At 66.0% G+C, this 26,492-nt stretch carries 19 protein-coding genes; 13 read left to right on the top strand and 6 right to left on the bottom strand.

The window, feature by feature from the left end; translation table 11 throughout:
* The first annotated feature begins 107 nt into the window (after positions 1-107).
* The 6 genes from DI605_RS12325 (at position 108) to DI605_RS12300 (ending at position 6,927) form a co-directional block, all read left to right on the top strand.
* A complete protein-coding gene (locus DI605_RS12325; RefSeq protein ID WP_293974041.1) occupies positions 108-719 on the top strand; it encodes an NADH-quinone oxidoreductase subunit J in 612 nt (203 codons plus the stop codon).
* Positions 716-1,021: an NADH-quinone oxidoreductase subunit NuoK gene (nuoK, locus tag DI605_RS12320; RefSeq protein ID WP_293974038.1), complete on the top strand. Its 306-nt coding sequence runs from the start codon at positions 716-718 to the stop codon at positions 1,019-1,021. Before DI605_RS12325 ends, nuoK begins: the two co-directional genes overlap by 4 nt.
* 7 nt (positions 1,022-1,028) lie before the next feature.
* A complete protein-coding gene (gene nuoL / locus DI605_RS12315) occupies positions 1,029-3,137 on the top strand; it encodes an NADH-quinone oxidoreductase subunit L (RefSeq protein WP_293974035.1) in 2,109 nt (702 codons plus the stop codon).
* Positions 3,138-3,252: 115 nt separating this feature from the next.
* The gene (locus DI605_RS12310; protein ID WP_293974032.1) at positions 3,253-4,779 is read left to right on the top strand and encodes an NADH-quinone oxidoreductase subunit M; all 1,527 of its coding nucleotides are present in this window, start codon (positions 3,253-3,255) and stop codon (positions 4,777-4,779) included.
* Positions 4,779-6,218: an NADH-quinone oxidoreductase subunit NuoN gene (nuoN, locus tag DI605_RS12305; RefSeq protein ID WP_293974029.1), complete on the top strand. Its 1,440-nt coding sequence runs from the start codon at positions 4,779-4,781 to the stop codon at positions 6,216-6,218. The genes DI605_RS12310 and nuoN overlap by 1 nt, the downstream gene beginning before the upstream one ends.
* Before the next feature lie 4 nt (positions 6,219-6,222).
* Positions 6,223-6,927: a biotin--[acetyl-CoA-carboxylase] ligase gene (locus tag DI605_RS12300; RefSeq protein WP_293974026.1), complete on the top strand. Its 705-nt coding sequence runs from the start codon at positions 6,223-6,225 to the stop codon at positions 6,925-6,927.
* Positions 6,928-6,979: 52 nt separating this feature from the next.
* Here DI605_RS12300 and DI605_RS12295 read toward each other — a convergent pair whose 3' ends face one another.
* The 4 genes from DI605_RS12295 to DI605_RS12280 all read right to left on the bottom strand — a co-directional run bounded on the left by DI605_RS12295 (position 6,980) and on the right by DI605_RS12280 (position 11,876).
* Positions 6,980-7,537 (bottom strand): YitT family protein, encoded by a 558-nt coding sequence (locus DI605_RS12295; protein WP_293974023.1) that lies wholly within the window; start codon positions 7,535-7,537, stop codon positions 6,980-6,982.
* A gap of 232 nt (positions 7,538-7,769) precedes the next feature.
* Positions 7,770-9,206 carry an efflux transporter outer membrane subunit gene (locus tag DI605_RS12290; protein WP_293974021.1) on the bottom strand — a complete coding sequence of 479 codons (1,437 nt, stop codon included), beginning with the start codon at positions 9,204-9,206 and terminating at the stop codon, positions 7,770-7,772.
* A gap of 1 nt (position 9,207) precedes the next feature.
* On the bottom strand, positions 9,208-10,794 hold the full coding sequence (locus tag DI605_RS12285) for an MDR family MFS transporter (protein ID WP_293974018.1): 1,587 nt from the start codon (positions 10,792-10,794) through the stop codon (positions 9,208-9,210).
* Positions 10,791-11,876, bottom strand: a complete 1,086-nt coding sequence (locus DI605_RS12280) for an HlyD family secretion protein (protein ID WP_293974015.1) — start codon at positions 11,874-11,876, stop codon at positions 10,791-10,793. The genes DI605_RS12285 and DI605_RS12280 overlap by 4 nt, the downstream gene beginning before the upstream one ends.
* Positions 11,877-11,937: 61 nt before the next feature.
* On the opposite strand from DI605_RS12280, the gene DI605_RS12275 reads away from it, so the two are divergent.
* Positions 11,938-12,429, top strand: a complete 492-nt coding sequence (locus tag DI605_RS12275) for a MarR family transcriptional regulator (protein ID WP_293974012.1) — start codon at positions 11,938-11,940, stop codon at positions 12,427-12,429.
* A gap of 380 nt (positions 12,430-12,809) precedes the next feature.
* On the opposite strand, the gene metK is transcribed toward DI605_RS12275, so the two are convergent.
* Together metK and lnt are read right to left on the bottom strand one after the other, a co-directional pair.
* On the bottom strand, positions 12,810-14,015 hold the full coding sequence (metK, locus tag DI605_RS12270) for a methionine adenosyltransferase (protein ID WP_293974467.1): 1,206 nt from the start codon (positions 14,013-14,015) through the stop codon (positions 12,810-12,812).
* 81 nt (positions 14,016-14,096) lie between these two features.
* Positions 14,097-15,617: an apolipoprotein N-acyltransferase gene (lnt, locus tag DI605_RS12265; RefSeq protein WP_293974009.1), complete on the bottom strand. Its 1,521-nt coding sequence runs from the start codon at positions 15,615-15,617 to the stop codon at positions 14,097-14,099.
* A gap of 233 nt (positions 15,618-15,850) precedes the next feature.
* Here lnt and DI605_RS12260 point away from each other — a divergent pair, with 233 nt between their 5' ends.
* The 6 genes from DI605_RS12260 (at position 15,851) to DI605_RS12235 (ending at position 26,465) form a co-directional block, all read left to right on the top strand.
* Entirely contained in the window at positions 15,851-16,411 is a 561-nt protein-coding gene (locus tag DI605_RS12260) for a PEPxxWA-CTERM sorting domain-containing protein (protein WP_293974006.1), read from the top strand.
* Between the two features lie 68 nt (positions 16,412-16,479).
* Entirely contained in the window at positions 16,480-16,902 is a 423-nt protein-coding gene (locus DI605_RS12255) for a VOC family protein (protein ID WP_293974003.1), read from the top strand.
* Positions 16,903-17,052: 150 nt separating this feature from the next.
* Entirely contained in the window at positions 17,053-18,444 is a 1,392-nt protein-coding gene (locus DI605_RS12250) for a multiheme c-type cytochrome (protein ID WP_293974000.1), read from the top strand.
* Positions 18,441-20,426 (top strand): heme-binding protein, encoded by a 1,986-nt coding sequence (locus DI605_RS12245; protein WP_293973997.1) that lies wholly within the window; start codon positions 18,441-18,443, stop codon positions 20,424-20,426. Before DI605_RS12250 ends, DI605_RS12245 begins: the two co-directional genes overlap by 4 nt.
* Positions 20,427-20,661: 235 nt before the next feature.
* Positions 20,662-22,458, top strand: a complete 1,797-nt coding sequence (locus tag DI605_RS12240; RefSeq protein ID WP_293974465.1) for a hypothetical protein — start codon at positions 20,662-20,664, stop codon at positions 22,456-22,458.
* Positions 22,458-26,465 carry a multiheme c-type cytochrome gene (locus DI605_RS12235; protein ID WP_293973994.1) on the top strand — a complete coding sequence of 1,336 codons (4,008 nt, stop codon included), beginning with the start codon at positions 22,458-22,460 and terminating at the stop codon, positions 26,463-26,465. Before DI605_RS12240 ends, DI605_RS12235 begins: the two co-directional genes overlap by 1 nt.
* Positions 26,466-26,492 lie beyond the last annotated feature (27 nt).

The raw sequence follows: 26,492 nt of genomic DNA, 5'->3' as shown, positions 1-26,492 counted from the left end.
ACCCGGCGGGCTGAGCTTGCCGATGGCCCGTCCTGCTACCCGGCAGCGAGAAAGACACACATGCACGTGGACCAGATCAGCGTGATCGGGGGAAGGGTTGCGGCCTCGTGATCCAGACGATCGCCTTCTACCTCTTCGCTACCGTGGTGGTGCTTTCGGGAATATTGTGCGTCACCGCGCGCAATCCCGTTCACTCCGTGATGTGGCTGATCCTGGCCTTCTTCAACGCGGCGGGGCTGATGCTGCTGGTCGGCGCCGAATTCATCGCGATGCTGCTCGTCATCGTCTATGTCGGCGCGGTCGCGGTGCTCTTCCTCTTCGTCGTGATGATGCTCGACATCGATTTTTCGGAGATGCGGGCGGGCTTCGCGCGCTATCTGCCGTTCGGCATCGCGCTGGTCGCGGTGCTGGCGGGCGAGATCATCTTCGCGACCGGCGCCTGGAGCGCCGGCGGCATTCCGCTGGGCGACGCGCCGACGCCGGATGCCGATACCATTCCGAACATCCAGGCGCTGGGCCTGCTGATCTACACGCGTTACCTCTTCATCTTCGAGGTCGCAGGGCTGGTGCTTACCGTCGCCCTGATCGGTGCGATCGTGCTGACCCATCGCAGCCGCGGTGACGTTCGCCACCAGAATATCGCCAGGCAGAACCAGCGCCGCCCCGAGGAGGCCATCGTGAACATGAAGCCGCCCGTCGGCCAGGGGGTCGAGCTGTGATCGGCCTCCAGCATTATCTCACCGTATCGGCGATCCTGTTCGTCACGGGCGTGTTCGGCATCTTCCTGAACCGGAAGAACCTGATCATCATCCTGATGGCGATCGAGCTGATCCTGCTCAGCGTGAACATCAATCTCGTCGCCTTCTCGGCCTATCTCCACGATCTGGTGGGGCAGGTGTTCGCGATGTTCGTGCTGACGGTTGCTGCCGGCGAGGCCGCGATCGGGCTTGCCATTCTCGTCATCTACTTCCGTGGCCGCGGCACGATCGCGGTCGACGATGTCAACCGGATGAAGGGGTGAATTCGGAGTGATCGTTCCCCTCGTCTTCCTGCCGCTGCTGGCGGCGATCATTGCGGGCCTCGGCAATCGCGCGATCGGCAACGTGGCGGCCAAGCTGGTCACCACGGGTGGCCTGTTCCTGTCCTGTGCGATGGCCTGGCCGATCTTCATCGGTTTCCTGACCGGCAGCGACACCGCGCATGTCGTGAAAGTGCTGAGCTTCATCAGCTCCGGTGACCTTTCCGTCGACTGGGCTCTGCGCGTCGATACGCTGACGGCGGTGATGCTGGTGGTGGTGACGAGCGTGTCCAGCCTCGTCCACCTCTACAGCTGGGGCTATATGAGCGAGGATCCCTCGCAGCCCCGCTTCTTCGCCTATCTCTCGCTGTTCACCTTCGCGATGTTGATGCTGGTGACGAGCGACAGCCTGATCCAGATGTTCTTCGGCTGGGAAGGCGTGGGCCTCGCTTCCTACCTGCTGATCGGCTTCTGGTATGAAAAGCCCAGCGCGCAGGCGGCCGCGATCAAGGCGTTCGTGGTGAACCGCGTGGGCGATTTCGGCTTCTCGCTCGGCATCTTCGGCACCTTCCTGGTGTTCGGCACCGTCTCGATCCCCGCGATCCTGGAAGCGGCGCCCGGCATGGCGGGCTCCACGATCGGCTTCCTCGGCCACCGCGTCGATACGATGACATTGCTGTGTCTGCTGCTGTTCGTGGGTGCGATGGGCAAATCGGCCCAGCTCGGCCTGCACGTCTGGCTGCCGGACGCGATGGAAGGCCCGACGCCGGTTTCGGCCCTGATCCACGCGGCGACGATGGTCACCGCCGGCGTCTTCATGGTCTGCCGCCTGTCACCGATGTTCGAGGTGAGCCCGACGGCGCTGACGGTGGTGACCTATGTGGGTGCCGCGACCGCGCTGTTCGCCGCGACCGTGGGCACCGTGCAGACCGACATCAAGCGCGTGATCGCCTATTCCACCTGTTCGCAGCTGGGCTACATGTTCTTCGCGGCCGGCGTCGGCGCCTATGGCGCGGCGATGTTCCACCTGTTCACGCACGCTTTCTTCAAGGCGCTGCTGTTCCTGGGCGCGGGCTCGGTGATCCACGCGATGCACCACGAGCAGGACATGCGCTATTATGGCGGCCTGGCGAAGAAGATCCCGCTGACCTTCCTCGCGATGACGATGGGCACACTGGCCATTACCGGCGTGGGCATCGAGGATGTGTTCGGTTTCGCCGGCTTCTATTCGAAGGACGCGATCATCGAGGCGGCCTATGCCAAGGGCACGACGGCAGGCGGCGTCGCCTATTTCGTCGGCATCTCGGCGGCTCTGCTGACCAGCTTCTATTCGTGGCGCCTGGTGTTCCTCACCTTCTTCGGCAAGCCACGCTGGGAGCAGTCCGAGCACATCCAGCATGCGGTGCATGACGCACACGGCCATGGCGGCCACGGGGCCGACGATCATGGGCATGACCATGCCCACGATCACGCCCATGCGCATGATGCGCACGGCCATGACCATCACCACGCGCACGGCCACGATGCGCATGGCCACGGCCATGAGAGCGACGGCACGGCGGGCTATCATCCGCACGAAAGCCCGATCGTGATGCTGATCCCGCTCGTGATCCTGTCGATGGGCGCGATCTTCGCGGGCTTCGTCTTCGCGGTGCCGTTCATCGGCGCGGGCGCGGAAGCCTTCTGGCATGGCAGCCTGCACGTGAACGAGCATCTGGCGCATGCGATGCACGAGATTCCGGAGCTGGCGAAGCTGATGCCGGCGATCGTGATGCTGATCGGCCTGGGCATCGCCTACTGGGCTTACATGCTCGCACCCAGCATTCCGGGGCGCTTCGTGGCCACGTTCGGGGGGCTTTATCGCTTCCTGCTGAACAAATGGTATTTCGACGAGCTCTATGACGTGCTGTTCGTGAAGCCGGCCTTCGCGATCGGCCGCTTCCTCTGGAAGCGTGGCGACCAGCAGACGATCGATCGTTTCGGACCGAACGGGGCGGCCGCGGTCGTCAAGCTCGGCTCGGTGGCGAGCGGCAAGCTCCAGTCCGGCTATGTCTATACCTACGCGCTGGTGATGCTGCTCGGCCTTGCGGCCGCGGCCACCTGGGCGATGGCGGCATGAGCCTTTCCTTTGTCGGACCCGTCGCGGCGGGCCTGCTTATTCTCAAGGGTATGATCTTGAACCCGACGGTTGCGAAAAGGGGGTCTCGCCCGAGCGGGACATGCGGGGTGGCGGCATGAGCGGCCTTCCCATCCTTACCATCCTGATCGCGCTGCCGCTGGCGGCGGCCATCGCCTGCCTGTTCGCGGATGCGAAGGCGGCGCGAATGATCGCGCTGATCGCGACCCTGCTGGATTTCGCGCTCGGCATCCTGCTGTGGGCGAATTACCAGATCGGTGGCCCGCAGTGGCAGTTCCAGGAGAATATCGGCCTGTTCGGCAGCTTCGGCTGGGCGCTGGGCATCGACGGCATCGCGCTGATGCTGATCGAGCTTTCCGTGTTCCTGATGCCGATCTGCGTGCTTTCGAGCTGGAAGGCGATCGAGAAGCGGGTGCCGGAATATATGGCCGCGCTGCTGCTGACCGAAGCGCTGATGCTCGGCGTGTTCATGGCGCAGGACCTGTTCCTGTTCTACATCTTCTTCGAAGCCGGCCTGATCCCGATGTATCTGATCATCGGCATCTGGGGGGGCGCGGATCGCATCTACGCGAGCTACAAATTCTTCCTCTACACGCTGCTCGGCTCGATGCTGATGCTGATCGCGATGCTGTGGATGGTGAATTTCGCGCACACCAGCAGCATCCCGGTTCTGATGAACACCGATTTCCCGGTGAAGGCACAGACTTGGCTGTTCCTGGCCTTCTTCGCGAGCTTCGCCGTGAAGATGCCGATGTGGCCGGTGCACACCTGGCTGCCCGACGCGCACGTGCAGGCGCCGACCGCCGGCTCCGTCATTCTGGCGGGCGTGCTGTTGAAGATGGGTGGCTATGGCTTCATCCGCTTCTCCCTGCCGATGTTCCCGGAAGCCTCCGTGCAGATGTTCGGGCTGGTGATGGCGCTTTCGAGCATCGGCATCGTCTACACCTCGCTGGTGGCGCTTGTGCAGAGCGACATGAAGAAGCTGATCGCCTATTCTTCCGTCGCGCACATGGCGTTCGTCACCTTCGGGCTGTTCGCCTTCAACCGGCAGGGTATCGAAGGCGCGCTGATGGTGATGCTGGGCCATGGCATCGTTTCGGGCGCGCTCTTCCTGTGCGTGGGCGTCGTCTATGATCGCCTGCACACCCGCGAGATCGCGCGCTATGGTGGCGTTTCGACGAACATGCCGCGCTATGCGCTGCTGTTCCTGCTGTTCACGATGGCCTCGATCGGCCTGCCGGGCCTTTCCAACTTCGTCGGCGAATTCCTGTCGATGATGGGCACCTATGAGGCCTCCTCGATCGCGGCCTTCATCATGACCACGGGCATCATCACGGGTGCCGCCTACATGCTCTATCTGTATCGTCGCGTGGCCTATGGCCCGCTCGACAAACCGGACGTGGCCGCGATGAGCGATCTTTCGATGCGCGAACTGGCGCTGCTGGTGCCGCTGGCGCTGGTGACGATCTGGATGGGCGTCTATCCCGAAAGCTTCATGGCACCGATGCGCAAGGATGTCGGCGTCGTGCTCGCACGCACCGATCGCGCCTGGAAGGGCGGCGATTCCAAGCTGGCCATGGGTGCTCCTGCCAAACCTGCCGAAGCGCACGGGGAGGCGCATTGATGACCGGGTCCGTCACTCTCGCGGCGAGCGTGCCCGAGCTCATCCTTTCGATCGGCGCGCTGCTCCTGCTGCTCGTGGCCGGATGGCGCGGCGATGAAGCCTCCACCGGCATCGGCTGGGCGGCGGTCGCGCTGCTGGCCGGCGCCGCCTTCTCGCTGATGGGTACGCCCAGCCACGCGGGCAGCGCTTATGGCGGCCTCTATCGCGCCGATGCGTTCGCCGGCTTCGCCAAGCTGCTCATCTATGTGGCGAGCGCGGTTTCGATCCTGGCGGCGCCGGGCTGGTTCAGCCGGACGGGCGCGATGCGCGCCGAATATCCGGTGCTGATCCTGCTTTCGGCCACGGGCATGGGAATCATGGCCTCGGCCGGCGATCTGCTGACGCTCTATGTCGGCCTCGAACTGCAGAGCCTGGCGGCCTATGTGCTGGCAAGCTTCATGCGCCACGATCGCCGCTCGGCTGAAGCGGGCCTCAAATATTTCGTGCTCGGCGCGCTTGCGAGCGGCATCCTGCTCTACGGCATCTCGCTGCTCTATGGCTTTGCGGGGACGACGCAGTTCGCTGGCCTTCGCACGGCGCTGGGCGGTGGCGTCTCCACCGGCATGCTCTTCGGCCTGGTCTTCGTGCTTGCCGGCCTTGCCTTCAAGATCTCGGCCGTGCCGTTCCACATGTGGACGCCGGACGTGTATGAGGGCGCGCCGACGCCGGTGACGACGTTCTTCGCCTCGGCGCCCAAGGTGGCGGCGATGGCGCTGATGGTGCGCGTCACGGTGGAGGCGATGGGCCCGGCCACCGATGCGTGGCGCCAGATCATCATCTTCGCCAGCATCGCGTCGATCGTGCTGGGCGCAGTGGCGGCGATCGGCCAGACCAACATCAAGCGGCTGCTGGCCTATTCGTCGATCAACAATGTCGGCTTCGCGCTGATCGGTCTCGCGGCCGGCACGCCCGAGGGCATATCGGCGGTGATGATCTACATGACCGTCTATATCGCGATGACGCTGGGCAGCTTCCTGTGCATCATCCGCATGCGCGATCAGAATGGTGCGCCGGTGGAATCGATCGCGGCGCTTTCCGGGCTGTCGCGCTCGCGGCCGGCGCTGGCGGCGGCGCTCGCGATGTTCATGTTCAGCCTCGCGGGCATCCCGCCGCTGTTCGGCTTCTATCCGAAGCTGGCGGTGTTCGGCGCGGCCACCAATAACGGCCTGTTCTGGCTGGCGCTGGTGGGTGCCGTGGGTTCGGTGATCGGCGCCTTCTATTATCTGAAGATCGTCAAGACGATGTATTTCGACGAACCGGCGCCGGAACTCGCCTCTTCGGACAATGCGATCGAGGGCGGGCTGATCGTGATTTCCGCGGTCATGATCTCGCCGCTGGGTTATCTGGCCATTCCGTTCCTCAGCGCGGCGACGCTCACGGCGGCGAAGGCCCTCTTCTGATCGCATGATCCGGACCGTCGCCGAGACGGGCTCGACCAACGCGGATCTGCTTGCCGCCGCCGCCATGCTTCCGGAAGGGGCGTGGCTGCGGGCCGAGCGGCAGACGCAGGGGCGCGGGCGGTTGGGCCGGGCCTGGGCCTCGCCGGCCGGCAATCTTTACGCGAGCACTTTGGTGCGGCTGCAGCCGGGCGATCCGGGGGCGCCCACGCTGGCATTGGTGGCGGGTGTCGCCGTGCATGCGGCCGTTTCCGTCTGGGCCGGCGCGGGGGCCGACCGGCTGCGGCTCAAATGGCCGAACGATCTGATGGCGGACGGGGCCAAACTTTCTGGCATGCTGCTGGAGCGCAATGGCGATGCGATCGTGGCGGGCTTCGGCGTCAATCTGGCGGCGGCGCCTGAGGGGCTGGACCGGGCAACGGCGAGCCTTTCCGGGCTTTCGGGCGCGGTGCCGGACGTGGCGCTTTTCCTCGAGGATCTGGCGCGGGAATTTGCGCTCTGGCTGGGGCGATGGCGAGGGCAGGGGCTGGCGGCGTTGCGGGCCGCCTGGCTGGAGCGGGCGCATCCCCCGGGCACGGCGCTTTCGGCGCGAGGGCCTGATGGAACGATCGACGGACTGTTCGACGGGCTGGACGAGGAAGGTGCGTTGCGCCTGCGCCTGGCCGACGGATCGGTTGAGACGATCCGCGCGGGAGACGTGTTCCTGATCTGAAGGCGCCCGCGTCGCGGCCTGATGCCAACGCTTCTACCGGCGAAGGGCGGGATCAATATCCGGTATAGCGCCCCGGCCGGTGCCAGACGAGCATCACGCCGTTGAGCGCGATGGCGCTCAGGATCGACCAGCCAAGCCGCTCCCACGGCACGATCAGAGCCGAAAGCGCGAGCACGCCCGCATCGAGCGTCATCTGCGTGCGGCCGGCATTCAGACCGCGTGAGCGATAGAGCCACAGGGCGACGATGCCGAAGCCGCCGACGCCGGCCTGATGGCGTGCCAGAGCGAGGACGCCCATGCCGATCGTGGATCCGCCGACCAGCGCGGCGAAGGCCGGATGCACCCGCGCGATCGTCATCATCGATGGAGCGATCGCGGAAAGACCGGCCAGGGCGAGATTGAGCGTGCAGGATTTGATCGTGAATTCGCGCCCCATGGTGCGCGCGGCCAGCAGCAGGAAGGGCAGGTTGGCGATCGCCAGCAGCAGGCCCACGGGCAGAGGGATCACATAATGGAGCAGCAGCGCGACGCCTGCGACGCCGCCGGTGACGAGCCGGCCCGCCTGCAACAGCATCAGGCCGATGGTGACGAGCGCGCAGCCGACGACCATGGCATAGATATCTTCCGCCCAGTGATGCTCTTGCGGCTGCGGGGCAGGCGACTGGGACAGGAGGCGATCCTTTGCGATGGATGCGCGAACCTAGGCGAGGGAAGGCGGCCGGGGAAGCGCGGCCATCCGGACATTTCGGCGAAAATCCACCGGAGCCGCCCTGCCGGGGTTCGGCAGGGTGATCGGGCACCAGCCATCAGGCGCGGGATCGGGACGCGATCGAAAGGCCGTTTCAGATCCAGCCCAGCCCAAGCGCCTTTTCCACGCTGATGAAGGCCGTGGTGAGCGCGGCCTCCTCGCCGGCGAGGCTGGATTCGGCCGTGAGGCGGCGGCGCTCGGCATCGGCCAGATCGATCTTCGTGGCGGTGCCGGCGCGCTCGCGCTGGGCGGTGAGATCGGCGGAGGCGCGCGCGGCGGCGAAGGCGCGTGCGCGATCGGCCACGATCAGCCGCTGATCGCGGAAGCGGGCGAGCGCGCCTTCGGCATCGCGCAGGCCGGCCAATACGGCGGCGCGATATTTGGCATCGGCCTCGTCGCGTACGGCCTCCGCCTGCGTGATCTTGGCGCGATTGCGCCCGAAATCGAGGAAGCTCCAGCTGATGCGCGGCGCGAGCAGGGCGGCGAGGCTGCCCGGATCGACCAGATCGGAAACATCGCTGCCACCTAGGCCGAAAATCCCCATGAAACTGACCTTTGGGAAGCGCGCTGCTTCCGCCACGCCGACCTTCGCCGTCTGGGCCGCCAGCTCCCGTTCGGCGGCGCGGATATCGGGGCGGTTGCGCAGCAGCGTCGCGGGATCGCCGATCGCGACCTGGGCCGGGGGCAGCGGCGCCGTGACGGGCGCAGCCAGCTCCGCATCGAGCGCGCCGGGCGCGAGCGCGAGCAGGGTGGCCAGTTCGTCCAGATAGGCATCGCGCTGCGTGGCGAGCGGCACGAGCTGCGCGCGCGTTTCATCCAGCTGCTGGCGCATCTGTTCGATCTCGGCGCGGGTGGCGGTGCCGCGCTCCAGCCGCTGCTGGCCGAGCGCCAGCGCCTGTTCGCCCAGCGCGACCGATTGCCGGCCAAGCGCGATGCGGCGCTGGCGATCGCGCAGGTTCACATAGGCCTGTGCGACTTCGGCGGTGAGGCTCACGCGCGCATCGGCCCGCTTTGCCTCGGCTTCCTCCGCCTGGGCCCGCGCGGCTTCCACGGAGCGGCGCTTTCCGCCGAACAGATCCAGTTCCCAACTGGCATCGAAGCCTTGATTGTAGAAATCGACGCTGCTGGATCCGCCGCCGCCATCATCCTCCCCGACATTCACGCCCGGCAGGCGCGCGTGAAGATAGGTGCCCTGAAGATTGGCGGAGGGGCGGCCATTGGCGCGTTCCACCCGGAGGGCGGCGCGGGCCTGGCGCAGCCGTGCCTCGGCCGCCGCCAGATCGGCATTGGCCGCCAGCGCGCGCTCCTCTAGCGCGTCCAGTGTTGCATCGCCCAGCGCCGTCCACCAGCGGCCGGCGGGAGCGGGCGTTGTGGCGGAGGCATCCGAGCGGACGAACGCCGGAGGCGGCGCACCCGCGCCGAGCGAGGGCGCTCCCCGGTAATCCGGGCCGACCGTGCAGCCGGCGAGCGACGACAGGGCCGTCAGCGAGAAGAGGAGCGCGTGGCGCGCCGGGACGGTGCGGATCTGCATGTCAGTGCGCCATTTCGGCCAGAGGACGGCGCTTGGGCAGCGGCCGGAGGAGGAGCGTGAGCGGCAGCACCACGATCACGCCGATCGTGAGCATCCAGAACATATCGACATAGGTGAGCGTGAGCGCCTGCGTCTGGATCGTGCCGGAGAGGGCGCGAAACGCCGTCGGCATGCCGCCCAGCGACGCGGCCTGCCCGTTCATATAATCCTGCACGATCACCGAATTGGCGGATATCGTCTCTTCCAGCCGGCGCTGGTGGAACCACATGCGCTGATCCTGCACCACCGATATGCCGGCCAGCGCGATGCTGCCGCCCAGATTGCGCGCGGTGCTGAAAAGGCCGGCGGCGTCGCGCGAAAGCTCGATCGGCACGGAGGAAAGCGCCGCTTGATTGAGGAACATCATCGCCAGCGTCTGCCCCGCGCCACGGATGAGCTGGGATTCGGCGAAGACATCTCCCGTCGAAAGCGCGGTGAGATCCGTCTCCAGCCAGCAGCTCAAAGCGAGCAGGCTGAGCCCCGTGATCACGAGCAGCCGCAGATCCACGCTGCGGATCAGCCATGGAATGCATGGCATCAGCATCGCGGCCGGTATCCCCGCGAGGAACACGACCTGGCCCGACTGGAGCGAATTATATCCCGCGATCGCCGAGAGGAACTGGGGGATGATGAAGGACGTGCCGTAGACGGCGGCGCCGACGATCATCGCCATGAGGATGACCGAGCCGAACTGACGATCGAGCAGCAGGGAAAGGCGCAGGACGGGCCGCTCGGCCAGCATCTGCCCGATCATCAGCGATACGAAGCCGACCATCGACATCGCGAACACCGCGACGATCGTACTGGATTCGAACCATTGCTCGCGCTCGCCCTCCTCCAGGAAAATGGTGAGCCCGCCAAGGAACAGGATGATCCCGGCAATGCCGAACCAGTCCGCCTGACGCAGCAGATGCCATTGCGCGCGCACGGGCGGCAGGCCGAAGAAAAGCAGGCATGACAGCAGCACGCCGATCGGCAGATTGATGAAGAAGGCATAGTGCCAGGAGACGTTTTCCGCGAGCCAGCCGCCGACGACGGGGCCGAGGACCGGCCCGGTGACGGCGGTGAGCCCGAAGGCGGCGATGCCCATCGGCTGCTGATGCGGCGGGAGGCGCGTGGCGATGATCGTCATCGCGGTGGGAATGAGCGCGCCGCCGGTAAAGCCCTGGCCGATGCGGCCGACGATCATCATCGGCAATGAGGTGGAAACGCCGCACAGCATGGAGAAGAGGGTGAAACCCCCGACCATGGTCAGCAGGAAGGCGCGCAGGCCCGAAAGCCTTTCCAGCCAGCCGGCGAGCGGGATCATGATGATCTCCGCCACGAGATAGGCGGTGGCGATCCAGGTGCCTTCGGTGCCGCTCGCGCCGATTTCTCCCTGGATGGTGGGCAGCGCCGAATTGACGATCGAGATGTCGAGCGTGGCCATGAAGGCCCCGATTGTGCCGGCCGCCACCGCCAGCCACGCGCCGAAATCCGCTTTGGCCGGCGGGGCGAGCGGGGCGGGCTCCGCGCCGGCCTCGTCGGCGGGGCTGGCCGTATCGGTCACCGGGCGTCGCCCTTCGTGTTGACCGTGACGTGGACCGACAGGCCCGCGATCAGGCGACGGCGCACATCGGGCGCGGCATCGACGGCGATGCGGACGGGCACGCGCTGGACGATCTTGGTGAAATTGCCCGTCGCATTCTGCGGCGGCAGCAGGGAGAATTCGGCGCCGGTGCCGGGCGAGATGCTCTCGATATGGCCGTGCAGATCCACGCCGGGCAACGCATCCACGCGGATTTCGGCGGGCTGGCCGGGGCGCATGTCCCCGATCTGCGTTTCCTTGAAATTGGCGACCACATAGAGCGCATCGACCGGCACGATCGACATGAGCCGCACGCCCGGCTGCACATATTGGCCGACGCGCACCGATCGATCGCCGATGCGACCGCCGATGCTGGCGCGGATCAGCGCGGAATTGAGATTGACGGAGGCGGCCGATGATTGCGCGCGCGCGGATGCGCCCTGCGCTTCGGCCTGCCGGATCTGGGCATGCAGCGAGGCGACGCGTCGCTCGGCCGAAACCAGCGCGGCGCGTCCCTGCGCGACCTTGGCGTGCGATTCCTCCGCCTGGCGGCGCAGGCTTGCCAGCTTCTCGCGCGTTTCCGCGCCGGAGGCGGCAAGGGGAGTGTAGCGGGCGACCTCGCCATCGGCGAAACGCTGCGTCGCGATCGCGCTGTCCAGCTCGGCCCGCGTCTGGGCGATGGCGGCTTCCTGTTCGCTGATCGTGGCGCGGATATTATCCGCATTGGCGGCGGCGACGCCCTGCTGCGCCTTATACTGGGCGACCTGGGCGCTGTAATCGCGCGCATCGAGCCGAAGCAGCGGCGCGCCCGCGCGGACATCCTGATTGTCCGTCACGAAGAGCTGCTCGACATAGCCGGACACGCGGGACGAGACGGTCACGCTATCGCCCCGCACATAGGCGTCGTTCGTTTCCTCATAATAGCGGCCGACGAGCTGGCGATAGAGCAGCCAGCCGCCACCGCCGATGAGCACGACGAGCACGATGATCGTCACCACGCGCTTCAGCAGGCGATTCCTGTGATCAGCCCCTTCCACCGAATCCGAACCGGGAATCGTCGCCATATGCCACCTCTTCTGGCGGCTCACTTGCCCCTCCCGGGAAGATATGGCAATACCATTCATTATGGGTTTGCTGAATTATACGGGCGAGGTCGCCGCGGTCGTCAATGCGCTGCGGGATTTCTATCAGAAGTCCCAGCTCGAGATGGATCGCGTGCTGAAGGATCAGGGCGTCTCGCTCGCGCGCTTTCGCCTGCTGGCCTTCATCAAGCATGCGGCGCCGACACGCTCCGTCGATGTCGCGGAGGCGTTCGCCTATGCGCCGCGCACCGTGACCGAGGCGCTGGACGGGCTGGAGCGCGCGGGGCTGATCGCGCGGCGCGCATCGCCGGACGATCGTCGCGCGAAACTGATCGAGCTGACGGCCGAGGGGGAAGCCGCGCTCGTGCAGGCGGAGCCGGAGGCGCGTCGATTCGTGGAGGATGTCTTCACGGCGCTGGACGATGGCGAGAAAGCGACGCTGGCGGCGCTGGTGGGAAAGATCAACGCGCGGCTGAGCGATCTCGCGAGCGCGAGGGCGGCTTTAAAATGTGAGAAATCTGCCGAAGATCAGTGAAGGATAAAGATCATCGTGGCGGATAGCAGGAACGAAATGCCGCTTGCCGCGAAGAGCAGCTTATATTGAAGACCGCTGAAAACCGGGTCCAGATGCTCCATGATCGCTCTCCATCGATCAATCCTGTCCGTTTTCGGATCTGACGGGCAGTTTATCCTCTGTGCTCCGCACGACAAGTGGATTCCGACATGCGGAGATCATGCCGGGGCGACCCGATAACAGGACGCCGCATTGCAGCGGCTGGAGCGCGCGGGAAGCGGGCACGGAAAAGGCCGCCCACCGGGATGGTGAGCGGCCTTTTCTGATCGGATGGTTTGGCGGGCGATATCGCGCGCCTCAGGTGGATCCAGCCGAAGACGACGGATGGACGCCTGCGCTTTTCAGAGCGCGGCCTTCAGTGCGTCGACCAGATCGGTCTTCTCCCATGGGAAGAAATCGCCCTCCGGATCGCGGCCGAAATGGCCATAGGCGGCGGTGCGCTCGTAGATCGGCTTGTTGAGCTTCAGATGTTCGCGAATGCCGCGCGGGGTGAGGCCGCCGAGCGCCTCGATCTTGCCGATCGCGGTTTCGATCGCGGCATCGTCCACGGTGCCGGTGCCGTGCGTGTCGACATAGAGCGACAGCGGCTTGGATACGCCGATCGCATAAGCGAGCTGGATCGTCACGCGCTTGGCGAGGCCGGCGGCGACGATGTTCTTCGCCAGATAGCGGGTGATGTAGGCCGCCGAACGATCCACCTTGGTGGGATCCTTGCCGGAGAAGGCACCGCCGCCGTGGGGCGAGGCGCCGCCGTAAGTGTCGACGATGATCTTGCGGCCGGTGAGGCCCGCATCGCCGTCCGGTCCGCCAATCTCGAAGCTGCCGGTGGGATTGATGTGATATTCGGTGGCGTCGGACAGAAGCTCCGCCGGGAGGATGTCGGCCACCACCTGCTTCACATAAGCGTGCAGCTCGGCTTCCCTGGCGCCTTCGTCATAGCCCTTGGCGTGCTGGGTCGAGACGACGATCGCGGTGGCGGCGACGGGCTTGCCGTCCTTGAAGCGCAGCGTCACCTGGCTCTTGGCATCCGGCTCCAGGAAGGGGGCCGCGCCCGAATGACGATCGGCAGCCATGCGATGCAGGATGCGGTGGCTGTAATAGAGCGTGGCCGGCATCAGATCCGGCGTCTCATCGCAGGCGAAACCGAACATGATGCCCTGATCGCCGGCACCCTCATCCTTGTTGCCGGAGGCATCGACGCCCTGCGCGATGTGCGCGGACTGGGCGTGGAGATTGTTTTCGAAGCGGAACGTCTCCCAGTGGAAACCGTCCTGCTCATAGCCGATGCGCTTCACGGTCGCGCGGACGGTCTTCTCGATCTCCTCCTGCGCTCCGGTGGCCCATTCGCCGTTCTCGTAGACGCCCTTGCAGCGTATCTCGCCGGCCAGCACGACGAGTTGGGTCGTCGTCAGCGTTTCGCAGGCGATGCGCGCATAGGGATCCTTCGACAGGAACAGATCCACGATCGCATCGGAGATCTGGTCAGCGACCTTGTCGGGATGGCCTTCGGAGACGCTCTCCGAGGTGAAAAGATAGTCGCTGCGCATAAGCTTGATCGTTCCTTCGTTCGGACCCGCGCCGCCCTCGGCGGTCGCACTTAAAGACATCTTTATGTCTTGCCTTCCGCCTTAGCGGCGGCGGCGCCCGCTTGCAAACCCCCACAGCAGGAGGGTGGCGGCAAATGCGGCGGCCAGCAGATTGCCAAGGCGGGCGAAGGGCGTCGGCGGCAGCAAGGCGGGCAGGCGCGCATCGATCGCGCCGGCCTGATGCCATGGCAGGGACGAAAGCAGCCGGCCGCGCGCATCGATCACCGCCGAAATGCCGGTGGGCGTGGAGCGGATCACGGGCACGCCTTCTTCTGCCGCGCGCAGCCGTGCCTGCGCCAGATGCTGGGGCGGCCCCCAGCGGCCGAACCACGCATCGTTCGAAGGATTGAACAGGAAGCGCGGGCGATGCGCCTCATCGATCACATGGCCGGAAAAGATGATCTCGTAGCAGATCTGTACGCCGACGAGGCCGATGCCGGGCAACAGGATGCCGCGCGGGCCGGGGCCGGGCTGGAAATCCATGTCGCCGGGCGCCAGGCGGGAGAGGCCGATGCGCGACAGGATCGGCCGCATCGGCAGATATTCGCCATAGGGAACGAGATGGGACTTGTCGTAGCGGCCGATCAGGCGTGCCTCAGGCGTGAGGCCGAACAGGCTGTTCGTGGCGGTGACGGGATTGCCGGCCTTGTCGTAATTGAAGTGGATCGCGCCGGTGAGCAGCAGATCGCGGGGGCCGAGCAGGCTGGCGATCGTATCGCGCGCGAGCGGATTTTCATCGAGATACCAGGGCACGGCGACTTCGGGCCACAGGATCAGGCGCGGCTCCGGCCCCGGCTGGCCGGTAAGGCGCACGAGGCGATCATAATTGCGCGCCTCCGCGCTTTCCTCCCATTTCTCATTCTGGTTGATGTTGGGCTGTATCACGCGAATGGCGATGCCCTCCGGACCGGTGCCCGAAGGCAATAACACGCGGATCGTGGCGGCCGTGGCGACCAGCAGCAACGGCGCCGCCGCCATCGCCAGCCCTTTTGGGCCGGCGCGCGTGACGGCGAGCCAGATCAGCCCGCCGAGCAAGATGGCCAGGCCGGAGAGCGCGTAGGTGCCGATCAGCGGCGCCATCGCGCTCCCCCCGGGCACCTCCAGCCAGATCACGCCGAGCGGATTCCACGCAAAGCCGGTGAAGGCCGTGCCGCGCAGCCATTCCCCGGCGATCCACCCGGCGGACGCGAACAGGGCGAGCGAGGCGGGGCTCCTGGCGATCCGGCCCAGCGTCCATGCGAGCGCGAGGCCGAGCGCGGGATAGACGGCGAGATAGAGCGACAGCAGCACCACCGCGATCCAGCCGAGCCATGCGGGCATCGCCGCCTGGAAGGTGAAGGCGGTGGCGATCCAGTTGAGCCCGACCGTGAACTGACCCAGCGCGAACCACCAGCCAAGGCCGAATGCCTGCCCGAATCGCCGCGCCCGGATCAGCAGGGCGAGCAGGGCGGCGAGGCAGCAGAAGGCGAGCGGCCAGAGCGCATAAGGCTCGAAGCCGAAGGCGGAGGCGGCGCCGAGGGCGAAGGCGAGGGGAAAGGCGCTGGTGGCGCGAAGGGGGGGCATCGTAGCCTCTCTAGCGCCGCTTCGTGACGGATGCAGCGGCGATTGTGATGCGGGCCTTCATGGCGGGCGCGGGCGATCGATGCTATCCGGCTGTGGCGGGAGGCTGCCGGTGAACGATCGCCGGCCAGCCGCGACATCCGCATCGAACGTCTGATCTTTGGCAATGCGCTTCCGGTTTTGAGGGAGGGAATGTCATGAGGATTCGGCCGGTTTTTGCATCTGTTGCGGTCTGCATGGCCGCGCTGCTGGGCGGCACGCCGGCGCGGGCGGCGATCGTGCTGCTCGATTTCGATTTCGTGGCATCGCGCTATTTTTCGGCCAATGCGGGCGCGCCACCGCCGCCTTTCGATCCTGTTGCCGTTAGCCTTTCCTTTTCGTTCGACAATGCGGCGGACATCGATGCCGCGGTGACGGGCATGACGATCAACGGCTTCGGGCTTCCCGCCGCCCTCTACGCGCCGCGCTTTTCGTACGATCAGATGAGCGACACCATCTTGTTCGCGGACAATGGCGATCATTCGAGCTGCGGCGCAGGCGTCGGCAACGATCAATTCTGCTCGACCATCAGCAACGCCTCGACCGATCCGGCGATCGACACGCTCTATTATTCGGTGTCCGCCAACGGCACGATCTATTTTCCGCGAGACGTGCAATATCGTGTGGTGGGGCTGTTCGTGCCCGAACCCGAAATCTGGGCGATGATGATGGCGGGCTTCGGCCTGATCGGCGGCGTGCAGCGCTACCATGGACGCAGGCTTGCCGCGTTCCGTCGAAGATCGGGGACAATCGCCTGATCTGAAAAGGGAAAATGTGTTTCGGGAGCCCGTTTTCATTCGCGGTTCGGAGCGCTATTTTCCTGTCCATGACCATCCAGCCCTTCCACCTCGCCTTTCCCGTGCATGATCTGGATGCCGCGCGGGATTTCTATGCGGGGCTGCTGGGCTGCGGCGTGGGGCGGAGTTCGGATCAGTGGATCGATTTCGATCTGCGCGGGCACCAGATCGTGGCCCATCTGGATCCGGCGGCGCGGCCGGCGGGGATCACCAATCCGGTGGACGGGCATGACGTGCCCGTGCCCCATTTCGGCGTGGTGCTGGAATGGGAGGACTGGCAGGCGCTCGCCGAACGGCTGAAGGCGGCGGGCGTGCGCTTCGGGATCGCGCCTTATGTGCGCTTTGCCGGGCAGGTGGGGGAGCAGGCCACGATGTTCTTCCGCGATCCTTCCGGCAATGCGCTGGAGTTCAAGGCGTTTCGCGACATCGGCCAGCTTTTCGCCACGGATTGAGCCGGAGCGGGCTGGCATGGCCCGACTGTGGGCCACCGCTCGTCGCTTTCCGGGCGGTGGCGGGTGACTTCGTTCAACAAAGCTTCGTTACGGCTATAGCCTCTTTGCCGCAGTTTCGCTAACCGGACTCCAACGGGGCGGGGGCGACGTGTGGGCTTAGAGAGAATCCGGGCAGGACGCATTGCGCTGACCGCGTTCGCGATCACGGCGCTGTTGCTCGTCACGATCCTGTCCTTCGGAAGTTTCCGCACCGATCGGGCCGAGGCGGCGACGCGCGTCGCCACGGGCGAGCATCTGGGCGTGGCCTCCTGCGCCGGCACCACCTGCCACGGGCGCCAGGAAGGCGATGGCGCGGTCGTTCGGCAGGATGAGATACTGCGCTGGCAGGACGAATCGAGCCAGGCCGGCGCGCACAGCCGGGCGTGGCGCGTGCTGGGCGAGCCACGGGCGCGCGCGATCGCGGCCAAGCTGGGCATCGGCGATCCGCAGAAGGCGGCCGAGTGCCTCGGCTGCCATGCCGATCCGGCGCCGAGCCACGGACCGCGCTGGACCATTTCGGACGGCGTGGGCTGTGAAGCGTGCCATGGCCCCGCGAGCGGCCCCTGGCTGACGCGCCATTATGCGGTGGGCGCCACCCATGCTTCCAACGTTTCGGGTGGTCTCTATCCGATCGACCAGCCTTCGGCGCGGGCCGATCGCTGCCTGGATTGCCATTTCGGCAGCGGGCGCGAGGGGCAGTTCGTGGATCACCGGATCATGGCGGCGGGCCATCCGCGCATCGCGTTCGAACTCGATCTGTTCACTACGCTGGAGCAGCATTGGAGCGAGAATGACGCCTATGCGAAGCGCAAGGGCGCGCCTTCTCCCGTCAAGACCTGGGCGGTGGGGCAGGCGGCGGCGGTGCAGCGCGCCCTGGGCGTCTATTCGGGGCCGCGCGGCGTGGCGGGCGTGTTTGCCGAACCCTATTTCTTCGATTGCCACGGCTGCCATCGGCGCATTTCCGACGAGGCTGATTTCAGGCCCGTTTCCATCGCCAATCCGGAGCGGCCGACGCCTGTGGGCGTGCCGCCTTTCCAGGACGAGAATATGATCATGCTCTCGGCAGCGGCGAAGGTGGTGGCGCCCGCACAAGGCCAGCGTTTCGACGCGGCGGCGCGCGGCTTCCACGTCGCGCTCACGCAGGGGCGGCCGCAGGCGCTGGCGGCGGCGGGGCGGTTGAAGACCGCGGCGGGCGCGCTGGAAAGCGCGCTGGCGGCGCGATCCTTCTCCACCGACGAGACGCTGGCGATCATCGCCGCCGTGGTCGGCGAAGGCGGTCGGCGCTACACCGATTACGAGGCGAGCGCGCAGGCCGTGATGACGCTGGATACATTGCTCAACGCGCTGGTGAAGCAGGGGGCGGTGAGCCGCGAGCAGGCGGCCACGGCGCGTGGGCCGATCGATGCGGCCTATCGCGCGGTGCGCGATCCCAACGCCTATAAGCCGCTGGAATTCCGTGCCGCCTTCCAGCGCGCGGCCTCCGCCATCGGAGGGTTGCGTTGAACTTCGGCCGTCGACTGACCGGTGCGATCGTCGCCTGCGCTTTCCTCCTCTCCTCCTGCGGTGGCGGGGGAAGCGGCAGCAGCCTGGCGCCGGATACGACCACCGGCTCCTCCTCATCGTCGGGCGGCAATTTCACCGTGCCCGCGCAGGAGGCGCTGACGACGGCCGATGTCGGCAAGATCCTGTCGCAAGCGGCGGCCGAGGCGACCGCGAGGGGCCTGCCCTCCGTGATCGCCGTCTCCGATCGCGTCGGCAATATCCTGGCGGTCTACAACATGACCGGCGCGCGCGCGACCGCCACCATCCCGTCGCCGGACACGGGCATCAATCTGGACGTGCAGGGCGCGACCATCCCGGCGGCGGGCGGCGCCATCGCCAAGGCGGTGACGGCCGCCTATCTTTCGAGCGGCGGCAACGCCTTCACCACGCGCACGGCCAGCCAGATCGTGCAGCAGCATTTCCCGCCCGCGCCGACCACGGTGGGGCTGGAGAGCGGGCCGCTGTTCGGCGTGCAGTTCAGCCAGCTGCCCTGTTCGGATCTGTCGAGCCGCTATGTCGCCACCGGCGGATCGGCGGCGCTGATCGGGCCGAAGCGTTCGCCGCTGGGGCTTTCGGCCGATCCCGGCGGCATCCCGCTCTACAAGAATGGCGTGATCGTCGGCGGGATCGGCGTGATGGGTGACGGCGTCTATGGCTTCGATGCCAACACGCTGGATGTGGATACCGACAATGAGGAATATATCGCACTGGCCGGCACGATCGGTTTCCAGGCGCCCGATTCCATCACCGCGGACAAGATCACCGTCGACGGGACGACGCTGCGCTTCATCGATGTCACGACAGGTGGGCTGAAGAGCAATCCCGCGCAGGCGCCGGCCTTCGCCAGCGTGACATCGGGCCAGCTTGTGGCGGTGCGCGGCTATTATGCCGAAACCGGCACGCCCGCACTGCTGGCCGGGCAGGCCTATGGCACCGAAGCCTCCGGCATCCGCGCCTCCACCAGCGCCGAATTCTCGAACCGGGACGCCTTCGTGCTGAGCGACGGGGCAGGCAATGACCGCTTTCCCATCATCGCCGCGACGGACGCGGCGGATGTCGCCCAGCCGCTGACGCAGGCGGAGGTGCGCACGATCCTGGAGGAAGCCTTCACGATCATGACGCGGGCGAGGGGCCAGATACGCCGCCCGCTGGACAGCCGCGCGCAGGTTTCGATCACGATCGTCGATACGCGCGGCGTTTCGCTGGGGCTGGTGCGATCGCCCGATGCGCCGATCTTCGGCACGGACGTGGCCTTGCAGAAGGCGCGCACGGCGGCCTTCTTCTCCGGCGCGCAGGCGGGCGCGAACATGCTGGCGGATCCTTCCGGCGACGTGCGCGGCTTCGTCGCCGCCGATCGCGGCTTCCTGGGCGATCAATCCGCGCTCACCGGCAAGTTCGCCTTCACCGATCGCGCCAACGGCAATCTCTCGCGTCCCTATTTTCCGGATGGCGAGGTGGGGCGCCCCAATGGCCCCTTCTCGCGGCCGATCGCCCAGTGGAGCCCTTTCTCCACGGGCCTGCAATCGGCGCTGATCGCGACCAATCTGGTCGAGCATCTGACCTATGTGACAGATCCCACGGGGGCGGCGGCCGATACCGCACAGCGCTGCACGAAGCTGCCGACCACCGGATCGGGTAAGGCGCGGATCGCCAATGGCGTGCAGATCTTTCCGGGATCCGTGCCCATCTATCGCGGCAACGTGCTGATCGGCGGGATCGGCGTTTCGGGTGACGGCATCGACCAGGACGACATGATCTCGTTCCTCGGGCTTCACAATGCCGGGCTCAAGCTCAATACCGGCGTGGGCAATGCGCCGGCCGCGATCCGCGCGGACCAGATCGTCGTCAATCTCGGCGATAAGTCGGTGCGGCTGCGCTATATCGGATGCCCGTTCGCGCCCTTCCTCGACACGAGCGATCAGGATGCCTGCGGTGGCAAATAGGGCGCTGTTCGCCCTGTTGCTGGCGGGGGCGGCCACGGGGCCGGCATTCGCGCAGTCAACCGCCGGAAAGCAAGGCGAAACCGTTAAACTGCACGACTGGATCGTCGCGCAGGCGCAATCGACCGTGCCGGATCCCGTGACCGATGCCGCGCGGACGGCCGCGCCGCTCCTGAAGAATTCGGACGTTCCCAATCCGAAGCCGGAGGCGCAATTGCAGCCGGCGCCTCCCGTGCCGGTGGTGGATCACAAGGCGCTGGAGCCGCAGCCGCTGATCACGCCGGTCGATCCCATTCTTGAAGGCAGGCGCCGGCCCGGCGCGAAACGGCCCGATCTTCCGGACGCCATCGTGCAGGACAATCCCGGCGCGGTGCGCCCGCCCGCGCCGAGCGCCTTTCCCGGTGACGAACTGCCGCTGCCAGATCGCTGGCGGCTCATCACGGCGCTCTGCCCGGATCGCAATTTCGTGGCGGTGCAATCCGTGTGCCGGCGCAAGACCGATCCCTATCACCAGAATCTGCTGAAGGGCGATCGGCCGCTGGATCCCCACAAGGTGCCCCTGCCGATCAAGGGGGAGGACTGGTTCCTCGTTCTTTCCGGCACGTCCGACAGCATCGTCGAGCCGCGCTCCTTCCCGACGCCGGTGGGTGTGCAGACGACATCGCGACCGGGCAGCTATGACGTGTTCGGCAAGGGATCGAGCCTCGTCCTGGCGCAGACCTTCATCACCTCCGTCGGCCTTATCAAGGGATCGACGGCGTTCATGCCGCCCCATGTCGAATATCGGCTGACGCTGGCCTACAACATCAATTATGTTGATGTGAACGAGCGGCGCATCCTGAATGTGAGGCCGTCTTCGCCCACGCACCGGACGGATCGTTTCCTGGGCGTGCAGGAGGCCTTCATCGACTATCACCTGCGCAACGTTTCGGATCGCTACGATTTCGACAGCCTTCGCGTGGGCATCCAGGATTTCCAGGCGGATTTCCGGGGCTTCCTGTTCAACGACAGCGCGCTCGCCATCCGCCTGTTCGGCAATCGCGACAATAACCGCTTCCAGTATAATCTCGCCGTCTTCCGCCGGCTGGAGAAGGATACGAACAGCGGCCTCAACGATCTGGGCCAGACGCCGCGCGACGATTATGTCTTCCTCGCCAATCTCTACCGGCAGGATCTGCCGGTGCCCGGCTTCACGAGCCAGTTGACCGCCGTCTACAATCGCAATCGCGAGGGCAACGGCGTCCAGATCGACCATAACGGCTTTCCGGTGCGCCCGGCCCTGCTCGGCGATCTGCGGGGCCATGATTATGACGCTTATTATTTCGGCTATAATGGCGACGGTCATTTCGATCGGCTGAATCTGACCGTCTCGGTCTATGGCGTGCTGGGCCGCGACAGTCACAATTTCCTGACCGGCGAGCGTAACAAGATCCGCGCCTTCTTCGCTGCGGCCGAGCCCTCGATCGATTTCTCCTGGGTGCGCGTGCGCGGCGCCGCGATGTTCGCAAGTGGCGACGGCGATCCCTATGACAAGACCGAGAATGGCTATGACGCCATCCTGGAAAACCCCATTTTCGCCGGCGCGGACACATCCTACTGGATCCGCCAGACCATCCCGTTCGCGGGTGGCGGCCGCGTGATCGGCGTGAACGGGCGTAACGGCATCCTCGCCGATCTGCGCTCGTCCAAGGATCAGGGGCAATCCAACTTCATCAATCCGGGCACGGTGCTGGCGGGGGCGGGAGCGGATTTCGATCTGCTGCCGACGCTGCGGCTTTCCGCCAACGCCAATCATCTGTGGTTCCAGACGACGAAGGTGCTGCAGGTACTGCGATCGGAGGGATCGATCCCCAGGGATATCGGCTGGGATCTTTCGGCGGCGGCGATCTGGCGGCCCAAGATGACGCAGAATATCGTGGTGCGCCTTTCCGGCGCGGTGCTGCGCGCGGGCAGGGGCTTTCGGGATCTGTTCGATCAGCAGAATGGATCGAAGGCCTATTATTCCGTGCTCGGCAACGTGATCCTGAGCTTCTGATGCGGAGGCTGCTTTCCTCCTTCTTCCGGCGTGACGGGAAATGGCTCGGGCTGGCCGCGCTTCTGCTCGCCTTCGCCGCACTGCTGCCGGCGACGCGATCAGCCGCGTCCGAGAATGAGAAGCCGCATGTCTATACCTATGCGGTGACGCCTCCGGCGCCGCAGAACCAGACGAAGGACGAGGCGCACGCCAAATCCGAAGGCTGCGTGGACTGCCATTCGGCGAGCGACGCGCTGACGATGCACAAATCGGAAGCGGTGGTGCTGGGCTGCACCGATTGCCATGGCGGCGATCCCGCGATCCGCGTGGGCGCGGGGCTGAAGCCCGACGATCCCGTTTATGTCGCCGCGCGCGACAAGGCGCATGTGCTGCCGCGTTTCCCGGAAAGCTGGGGTTGGCCAAAATCCGCCAATCCCAAGCGTAGCTACACGCTGCTGAACCGCGAGGCGCCCGAATATATCCGCTTCGTGAACCCATCAGACTATCGCGTCGCGCGGGCGGCGTGCGGGGCATGCCATCTGGAGGTGATCGAGGCGGCCGAACGATCGCTGATGTCGACGGGCGCGATGCTCTGGGGCGGAGCCGCCTATAATAACGGCATCCTGCCCTACAAGAATTACATCACCGGCGAGGCCTATACGAAGACCGGCGAGCCTGCGAAGCTGCTGTCTCCCGGCACGCCGCCGGGCACGGTGACGCCGCAGCAGGCGGCGCGCGGCGCGCTGCCGCTGCTGTATCCGCTGCCGACTTGGCAGGTGACGCCGCCGGGCGACATCTTCCGCGTGTTCGAGCGCGGCGGCCGCACGATCGGCAGCCAGTTCGCCGAGATCGGCCTGCCCAATCCCTCGGGCAACATCCAGCGGCTCGACGAAAATGGCCGACCGGAGCTGAAGCAATCCAATCGCGGGCCGGGCACGGGCCTTCGCGTCGCGATTCCGGTGCTGAACATCCACAAGACGCGCCTCAACGATCCCTTCATGTGGTTCATGGGCACGAATGACCAGCCCGGCGACTATCGCAATTCGGGCTGCGCGGGCTGCCACGTCGTCTACGCCAATGATCGCGATCCCAAGCACAGCCTGATCTGGGCGAGCTATGGCCGCGACGGGCAGACGGGGACCAAGGACCCGACGATCGCGAACCTGATGGAGCGCGCCGCAGCCGATCTGCATGGCGGCCACGACAAGCCGGCCGGCCATCCCGTGCTGGACGAAAAGGAGCGGGGGCATCCGATCGAGCACGCCTTCACGCGCGCCATCCCGACCGCCCAGTGCATGAACTGCCACATGCACCAGCCGAACATCTTCCTGAATTCCTACCTCGGCTACACGATGTGGGATTACGAGTCCGACGCGCCCCTGATGTGGCCGGAGAAGCAGAAATATCCGACCGCTGCCGAGACGCGCGAAGTGGAGGAGCGCAACCCCGAGGCCGCATCCCCGCGCGGCAAGTGGAGCGACGTGGATTTCCTGCGCCGCGTCTATGATGACGTGAACCCGGCGGCGAAGGACACGCAGTTCGCCGACTATCACGGCCATGGCTGGAATTTCCGCGGCATCTTCAAGCGCGATCGCGAAGGCAATCTGCTGGATGCGGATGGCAAGATCGTGTCGCCCGACGATGCCGAGAAATTCAGCAAGAAGGGCATGCCCGATTTCGCGCCGGTGGGCGAACAGAAGGGCAAGGCCGTCCACCTGATGGACATTCATGCTGAAAAGGGGCTGCAATGCGCCGATTGTCATTTCGCGCAGGACAGCCACGGCAATGGCCTGATCTATGGCGAGGTGGCCAATGCCGTGGAGATCGGCTGCAAGGACTGCCACGGCACGGCGGATGCCTTCCCGACGCTGAAGACGAGCGGCCCCGCAGCCCGGCCGGGCGGCAACGACCTGACCGTGCTGCGCAACGGCGATGGCCGCCGCCGCTTCGAATGGACGACGGGTGCCGCCGGCGAGCGCGTGCTGATCCAGCGATCGATCGTCGATCCCAAGCTGGAATGGCGCGTGTCGCTGGTGAAGAATTCGGTCGACCGGAGCCTGCCGGAATTCAATGCCAAGGCCGCGCGCGCCAAGCTGATGGGCAAGGATGGCGTGGAAACGGGCCGTTTTGCCTTCGGCCCCGGCATCGCGCCGGATGCCCGCGCGCACGATCCCAACAAGATGGCCTGCTTCACCTGCCACCTTTCATGGACGACGTCGTGCGGCGGCTGCCACCTGCCGATCGAGGCCAACTGGAAGACGCGCGAGCATCACTTCAAGGGCGACGAGGAAACGCGCAACTTCGCGACCTATAACCCGCAGGTGGCGCGCGAGGACATGTTCCAGCTCGGAATCCACATGACGACCAAGGGCAACCAGATCGCGCCGGTCCGCTCCACATCGGCGCTGGTGCTGTCGTCGACGAACATCAATCGCGAGCGCATCTATGTGCAGCAGCCGCCCATCTCCTCGATCGGCTTCTCGTCCCAGGCCTTCGCGCCGCATTTCCCGCACACCGTGCGCAAGACCGAGACCAAGACCTGCTCGGACTGCCATCTTTCCGCCGCGAACGACAATAATGCGATCATGGCGCAGCTGATGCTGACGGGCACGGGCAGCGTGAATTTCGTCGGCCTCAATGCCTGGCTGGGTCTGGAAAGCGGCGTGGAGGCCGTGCGCGTGACCGAGTGGCAGGAACCGCAGGCCGTGATCGGATCCTACCTGCAGCGTTATGCCTATCCGGACTGGTACAAGCTGCATGTCGATCGCAACAAGCGCGAGCTGGTCAACTGGAACCGGGGCACGACCTTCGACAAGAAGGTTTCGGGCGAGACCAATCCGGTCGAGAGCTTCCGCAACATCGTCCAGAAGACGGGCGGCAGCGCATCCTGCGTCCAGCTGCGCGGCGAATATCTGTTCGTGGCCGAAGGGAAGGGCGGCTTCCGCGCCTATGACGTGGCATCCGTCGCCAACAAGGGCTTCTCCGATCGGATCACCACTGCGCCCTTCTCTCCGCTCGGCCAGCGCGATCATGTGAAATCCAACAACGCCACCTGCATGGCGCTGCCGACCAACCAGCCGATCAACCCGCTGCGCAATACGGCGGCGATGCGCCAGATGAACCAGGAGCAGGCGTTCGATCCGATCTACCATTATGCGGTGGTGACGGATGCGAAGGAGGGCCTGATCCTCGTCAACGTCGATACGCTGGCCGATGGCGAGCCGCGCAACAATTTCCTGAAGCGCACCGTGACGTGGAACGAGGGCAATGTGCTGGCCGGCGCGCGCCACATCCAGCTGGCCGGCCATATCGCCTATATCACGGCGGATGTGGGCCTTGTCGTGGTGGATCTGGCCGATCCGCTGCGCCCGAAGCTCGCCGCGACCGTGCCGCTGAAGGATGCGCGGGCGAGCGCGATCCAGTTCCGCTATCTCTGGGTGACCACCGCCGAGGGACTGCGCGTGCTGGACGTGACGAAGCTGACGGCGCCGAAGCTGCTGCCCGCGATCGTGCCGCTGGCCGATGCACGCCGCCTCTATGTGGCGCGCACCTACGCTTATGTCGCGGCCGGGGCGGACGGGCTGGTGATCGTGAACGTCACCAATCCCGAGGCGCCGAAAGTCTATGCGAAGGAAACGTTCGGCGGTCAGATGACGGACGCTTCGGATGTGGTGATCGGCGCCACCAACGCCTCGCTCTTCGCCTATGTGGCGGATGGCCGGGCGGGCCTGAAGGTGATCCAGCTCACGTCGCCTGCGAGCCAGCCCAATTTCTACGGCTTCTCGCCCGCGCCCAAGCCGGAACTGATCGCCTGGGCGCGCACGCCGGCGCCTGCCCGCGCGCTTTCGCGTGGCCTCGATCGTGATCGCGCGGTGGACGAGACGGGCGGCCAGATCGCGGTGTTCGGCCGCGTCGGATCGCGCCCCTTCACGCGCGCCGAGATGGAGCATCTGTTCCTCAACAAGCGCGGCGTGCCATGGAAGGTGATGGACGAGGCCGACCTGAAGGACTGGGCGGCGGCGCGCTGAAGCGTCGCGCTGGCCGGCGCCGGAGGA

This window comes from Sphingomonas sp., assembly GCF_003248515.1.
Classification (GTDB): Bacteria; Pseudomonadota; Alphaproteobacteria; order Sphingomonadales; family Sphingomonadaceae; genus Sphingomonas_I.
The sequence above is the reverse complement of the archived record's forward strand: the minus strand, read 5'-3'. Positions and strand labels throughout refer to the sequence as shown.

What these genes read in the sequence shown, in the direction of transcription:
- DI605_RS12310 (WP_293974032.1), top strand. Translation starts at nt 3,253, where the DNA reads ATGAGCGGCCTTCCCATCCTTACCATCCTGATCGCGCTGCCGCTGGCG.
- nuoN (WP_293974029.1), top strand. Translation starts at nt 4,779, where the DNA reads ATGACCGGGTCCGTCACTCTCGCGGCGAGCGTGCCCGAGCTCATCCTT.
- DI605_RS12300 (WP_293974026.1), top strand. Translation starts at nt 6,223, where the DNA reads ATGATCCGGACCGTCGCCGAGACGGGCTCGACCAACGCGGATCTGCTT.
- DI605_RS12295 (WP_293974023.1), bottom strand. Translation starts at nt 7,537, where the DNA reads ATGGTCGTCGGCTGCGCGCTCGTCACCATCGGCCTGATGCTGTTGCAG.
- DI605_RS12290 (WP_293974021.1), bottom strand. Translation starts at nt 9,206, where the DNA reads ATGCAGATCCGCACCGTCCCGGCGCGCCACGCGCTCCTCTTCTCGCTG.
- DI605_RS12280 (WP_293974015.1), bottom strand. Translation starts at nt 11,876, where the DNA reads ATGGCGACGATTCCCGGTTCGGATTCGGTGGAAGGGGCTGATCACAGG.
- DI605_RS12275 (WP_293974012.1), top strand. Translation starts at nt 11,938, where the DNA reads ATGGGTTTGCTGAATTATACGGGCGAGGTCGCCGCGGTCGTCAATGCG.
- metK (WP_293974467.1), bottom strand. Translation starts at nt 14,015, where the DNA reads ATGCGCAGCGACTATCTTTTCACCTCGGAGAGCGTCTCCGAAGGCCAT.
- lnt (WP_293974009.1), bottom strand. Translation starts at nt 15,617, where the DNA reads ATGCCCCCCCTTCGCGCCACCAGCGCCTTTCCCCTCGCCTTCGCCCTC.
- DI605_RS12260 (WP_293974006.1), top strand. Translation starts at nt 15,851, where the DNA reads ATGGCCGCGCTGCTGGGCGGCACGCCGGCGCGGGCGGCGATCGTGCTG.
- DI605_RS12255 (WP_293974003.1), top strand. Translation starts at nt 16,480, where the DNA reads ATGACCATCCAGCCCTTCCACCTCGCCTTTCCCGTGCATGATCTGGAT.
- DI605_RS12235 (WP_293973994.1), top strand. Translation starts at nt 22,458, where the DNA reads ATGCGGAGGCTGCTTTCCTCCTTCTTCCGGCGTGACGGGAAATGGCTC.